Here is a 4,898-nt window from a genome sequence, read left to right as displayed (position 1 = left end):
TGTGTTATTAATCCCGAACGCTGAGTTTTTCAAAAGGTGTCGCCATATTCACCAATCTATTACTTCAAGCACTGAAGTGAGATAGAACCTCGACAAGGGTGCCGAGGGTGCTTTTCTATCCCAAATTGGCAAAAGAATTATACCATTTTTCACATATGATTTCAAGCATAAAACTTGCTAAAGCAATCTGTATTCCAAGCATAAATGCTTAGGCTTTAGACCTAAAGGATTTCTTGGTAAAGAGGAGGCCTGATGTCCGCCGATAACAACAATACTGAAGCAACTACCGCGCGGCGTGAGATCGATCCGGTTTTTAAGGAGGCCGTGGAGTACAACTTCGGACAGTTAAACCTACCGGTCCAAACAGAGGTCGAGGTGAGTCGTCTGCCGCGCACGATGGATGTCCTTGTTGTCCTGAACAGCGCGGCAGAAATCAAGATTGAACCGAAAAATTACTTGCTGCTACTTTTTGCAGCTTCAGAGGAGAAGTCTCGTCTGTTTTTAGAACAGATTGTTGGAAAGGACAATTGGTTGTACATCAATTACGCTTTGAGGCTTAGACCCAAACTTACAATGGAAGTATTAGAAATGGCTGAAAAATCCGATGTATATCAAAGAAGAATGGACGAATTGACCGAAGTTATTACCCCGTACTTAGATAAGGAGAAGTTTCTTAAACAGATGACTCCTGAAGAGCGGATACGCGGGCTTCAGCCCGAAGACATCCTTCGTCTATTGGACGCGGAGACGTTGGAAAAGCTCAAGCAACTCATAAATGATCGAGAAAGGAAATAGAGCGGAAAGAAGTACTCACACGCTGTCAATAGCTGGATCGAAACGTATTGGAGCTGATACGATGATAACACAGATTTTCCCAAAACGAACACTCTTGGCAGCCCTTTCGATTGCTGTGGCGGGCAGCTTTTTGTTGTGTGGATACGAGTTTATTCGGGCGGTATCAACTTCCCTGTTCATTGATGCGTACGGCGCTAAAAACTTGCCTCGCGTGATGGTAGCGGTGCCGCCGAGCGTCTTCTTGCTGCTGTATCTTTACGGCAGGTTGCTATCGTGGCTGGGTGCAAAACGTGCGTTGTTATTGACATCAATTTTGTCTGCGGGATTGATTGGGGGCTGCTACAACCTGATCCTCATGGGGCACGCTATCGCGACAGCAGTAATCTACGTTTTTCGTGAAGCGTACATCGTGCTGATTATCGAACAGTATTGGTCGCTTGTCAACAGTACATTAACCCCTAAACAAGCGCGTTGGATCAACGGACCCTTTTGCGCGATTGCGACAATCGGCTCAGTTACCGGCGGTTCGCTTGTTGCGCATCTCGCACCGACTCTGGGTTCTGAGGTGTTGCTGCTATTCGCTGCGGGTTCATTACTGCCAGCGGCACTGTTTGCGATGCTCGCTTATGCTGCCGCAGGTGAACCACAACCCGCAGGCGTAGAGCAGGGTGGACGACAGGGACATACAGGATTGAAGGTACTTGCACGTTCTCGTTATCTGGTTTGCCTGTTTCTACTCATCCTGACGACACAAGTTGTTTCAACGGTGTTAGATCTAAGATTTAATGGATTGGTCGAGACCGACATCCCTGACAAAGACATACGAACCGCCTTCTATGGACGGTTTTATGGGCAGTGGCTTGGTATCTCTGCTTTTGTTCTGCAACTCTGTGCGGGCCTAGTGTTGCGATTTATACCGATTCGTATTCTCCATCCGAGCATCCCACTCGTTCATCTGATTGCGGGTGCAGCTCTAACGATCGCGCCTTCCTTACGGAGTGGAGCGACCGCATTCTTGCTTTTCAAGGCATTGGATTACTCGCTCTTTCGAGCTGCGAAAGAAATTCTCTATATCCCCTTGTCGTTTGATGCCCGTTATCGAGCGAAACAGGTCATCGACTCCTTCGGTTATCGATTTGCTAAAGGCGGCAGTGCCGGCGTAATTACCGTGATCGGCTTTGCTATGGCAATTCCGGGTGCCGCTTTTTCTATCACCGCGATGGTTATGGCAATCCTCTGGTCAGGAATTGTGTTGAACTTGACAAAGCAGTACCAGAATATAGAGATACGTGATAATGGAGAAATAAATAAATAGGACTTACGCAGCTGGTTCATAAGTCCCCCGAGAAGATCCCCTAACCCCCCTAGCCCCCCTTATCAGGGGGAAACCCTTGTCAGGGGAGTTGGGGGATTTAGGGGGTTAAAAATAAAAAAATCTCGCGTCGCGTGCTGAATTTGCGTAAGTCCTGATAAATGAATAAACATAACAAGTTCATTCGCTCACTTCACTGCTAGAACGACCATCCCTTTGGACTCACATTTGATGTCTCACGCATCACGTTTCACGTTTTACGTTAAGGAGAATCATTAATGGCTATCGTTGATACACACGCACATATCTATTCCGAAGACACCGAAACGTATCCTCAAAGCCCTGAACCCTATCTGCCACCGCCCGGTCGGGGGACAATAGAAGATCTGAAAAATGAGGTTAAGACGAACAGTATTGATCGCGTTGTCATCGTTCAAACCTTCACTGTTTACCAACATGATAACCGGCTCACGATGGATACCGTGCGGGAAAACCAAGAATGGACAACCGGCGTTTTGAATCTCGATCCCTTTAACGATGGATCGGTAGGTTTGATGGAGGAGGCACTTGCAATAGGTGTCCGCGGAAATCGTGTTTCCGCCAGTTGGCCCACGGATGACGCTGTTCTCCCGGAACATCGGCGGTTATGGGAAGCAGCGCAGCAGTTGGGTGTGGTGCTCTGTGCCTTACTTAATACGCCCAACTGCCGCTCATTGGCGAGTCTGCTTAAAGCGTATCCCGATGTCCCCGTTGTTCTGGATCACTGTGCCAATTTGAGAGCCGGTGATTTTCCGGATTCTGACAATTTGAAAACGGTTCTAGGGCTTGCAGAATTCAAGAATCTATACGCCAAACTGTCATTTACTGTCACCGGATCCGAGGAGGAGTTTCCCTGCGGTGATATGTTTGGTGGACTCCGGCAGATCATTGATGCTTACACACCGGAAAGATGTATATGGGGCAGCGACTTTCCAACATCGCTCTGGATCCCCAAGGTCACGTACCAACAGCATCTCGCGATCTTCCAAGAACATCTGGGGTTATCCGAAGCGGAAAAGGCTGCCATTTTGGGCGAAACTGCGATGAAACTCTGGTTTTCGTGACCCGACCCTCGAAGGTTTTGAATGACAAAAGAATAATTCAACAAAGGTTGATAAGGCAATGAATCCGAAAATTCCAATCAAAACACAATTACCATTATACAAAGCAGCGCCAACGTTGGAGCCTATCAATATCACTTCACAAGCACAGGCTAATCGGCGGGTTTATATCGAAACCTACGGTTGTCAGATGAATGTGAGTGACAGCGAGTTGATGTCGGGCATCTTAACCCAAAATGGTTATGAAATGGTGGATCGACTCGAAGATGCTGACGTTGTGCTGCTCAACACCTGCGCCATCCGCGAAAATGCCGAGGAGAAGGTGCTCAATCGTCTTGTACACCTGCATCATCGAAAACGGAGGCAATCGGATCTAGTTCTCGGCGTGTGTGGCTGCATGGCGCAACACATGAAGACAAAACTGATTGATGCCGCACCGTACGTGGATTTTGTGCTAGGCCCCGACGCCTACCGGAATCTACCGATGGCAATCAATTCGGTAACGACTAGTGATCCATTCCTCGGTTTGAAACTGGACAGGGACGAGGACTATGCGGACATCGCTCCCATTCGGAAGGATGGCGTCCGGGCATGGTTGACCAGCCAACGCGGCTGCGACAAGATGTGTACCTTCTGCATTGTGCCGTTTGTACGCGGACGCGAGCGAAGTATTCCAATGCACCTATTGATTGATGATGTGAAAAGACTCGTTGATGAAGGTTTCAAAGAGGTCGTTCTCCTCGGTCAGACGGTGAACTCGTATAACGATGGCACTCATAATTTTGGAGATCTTCTGTTTGAAATGAGCGAAGTTAAAGGGATCGAGCGGATACGCTTCACTTCACCACATCCGAGTGATGCAACCGATTCTCTAATTGAGGCGATGGCGAACTGCGATAAGGTCTGCAACTACATTCATTTGCCGTTGCAATCCGGTTCAACAAAGGTGTTGGAAACGATGCGACGCACGTACACAGCGGAAGAATACCAAGAGCTTGTCGCCAAAATGCGAGAACGCATCCCGAATCTCTCAATCTCAACAGATGTAATTGTTGGCTTCTGTGGCGAAACAGAAGATGATTTTATGGAGACGTACAACTTGATGGAAGAAATTCGCTATGATTCAGCGTTCATGTTCAAGTATTCGTCCCGTGAGGGGACACTTGCGTACAAAACGCTTGACGACGATGTGAGCGAGGAGGAGAAGGGACGCCGTTTGAAGGAAATTATTGAGTTGCAAGAGGGCATCTCCCACGAAATCAATCAGGGATTAATCGGTGAGACTGTAGAGGTGTTGGTCGAAGGAGAATCGCGGCGAGACCCGGACAAATACCAAGGAAAAACCGATGGATTCGGAGGTTGCTGATTTCGTGCGTGTGAAAGTCGAATCTGTGACAGCACACACGTTGATTGGATCGATGGTCCCTGCGCCATAGCAAAGTAAATTGTAACGGATTATGTTATCGAGGATGAACTAGATGGCTCAGCCTAACCTACTACTGGTTAGCGCGACGGAGATCGAGTCCGCTACTGTCCACACGGCTCTCGGAAACGCCAAGACCGCACAGCACGCCGGCAAAACGGTAATCGTCGGAACTTTATGCGGCTGGCGATGCACGCTGCTTCACACCGGCATCGGTAGTGTCAACGCAGCGCACGCACTGACCTGTCAACTTGAGGGACAACTGCCG

Annotated in this window: 4 protein-coding genes and 1 pseudogene; all 5 read left to right on the top strand. The window is 48.4% G+C overall.

The annotated features are described in order from the left end of the window. Positions 1 to 252 precede the first annotated feature (252 nt). Positions 253 to 795, top strand: a complete 543-nt coding sequence (locus J4G02_22650; GenBank protein ID MCE2397309.1) for a hypothetical protein — start codon at positions 253 to 255, stop codon at positions 793 to 795. Positions 796 to 856: 61 nt separating this feature from the next. Continuing rightward, the gene (locus tag J4G02_22645) at positions 857 to 2,110 is read left to right on the top strand and encodes a hypothetical protein (GenBank protein MCE2397308.1); all 1,254 of its coding nucleotides are present in this window, start codon (positions 857 to 859) and stop codon (positions 2,108 to 2,110) included. 275 nt (positions 2,111 to 2,385) lie between these two features. After that, positions 2,386 to 3,210, top strand: a complete 825-nt coding sequence (locus tag J4G02_22640; GenBank protein ID MCE2397307.1) for an amidohydrolase family protein — start codon at positions 2,386 to 2,388, stop codon at positions 3,208 to 3,210. A gap of 58 nt (positions 3,211 to 3,268) precedes the next feature. Then, positions 3,269 to 4,643 (top strand): annotated as a pseudogene (miaB, locus tag J4G02_22635) (tRNA (N6-isopentenyl adenosine(37)-C2)-methylthiotransferase MiaB). 42 nt (positions 4,644 to 4,685) lie between these two features. After that, positions 4,686 to 4,898: hypothetical protein (locus J4G02_22630; GenBank protein ID MCE2397306.1), on the top strand; the 213-nt coding region annotated here is incomplete at its 3' end.

This window comes from Candidatus Poribacteria bacterium (genome assembly GCA_021295755.1).
In the GTDB taxonomy this organism is placed as follows: Bacteria; Poribacteria; WGA-4E; order WGA-4E; family PCPOR2b; genus PCPOR2b.
This window is presented reverse-complemented; position numbering and strand designations above follow the sequence as displayed.

Bases quoted from the DNA above. Each gene is read 5' to 3' on its own strand.
- J4G02_22650 (MCE2397309.1), top strand. From the start codon at position 253: ATGTCCGCCGATAACAACAATACTGAAGCAACTACCGCGCGGCGTGAG.
- J4G02_22640 (MCE2397307.1), top strand. From the start codon at position 2,386: ATGGCTATCGTTGATACACACGCACATATCTATTCCGAAGACACCGAA.
- J4G02_22645 (MCE2397308.1), top strand. From the start codon at position 857: ATGATAACACAGATTTTCCCAAAACGAACACTCTTGGCAGCCCTTTCG.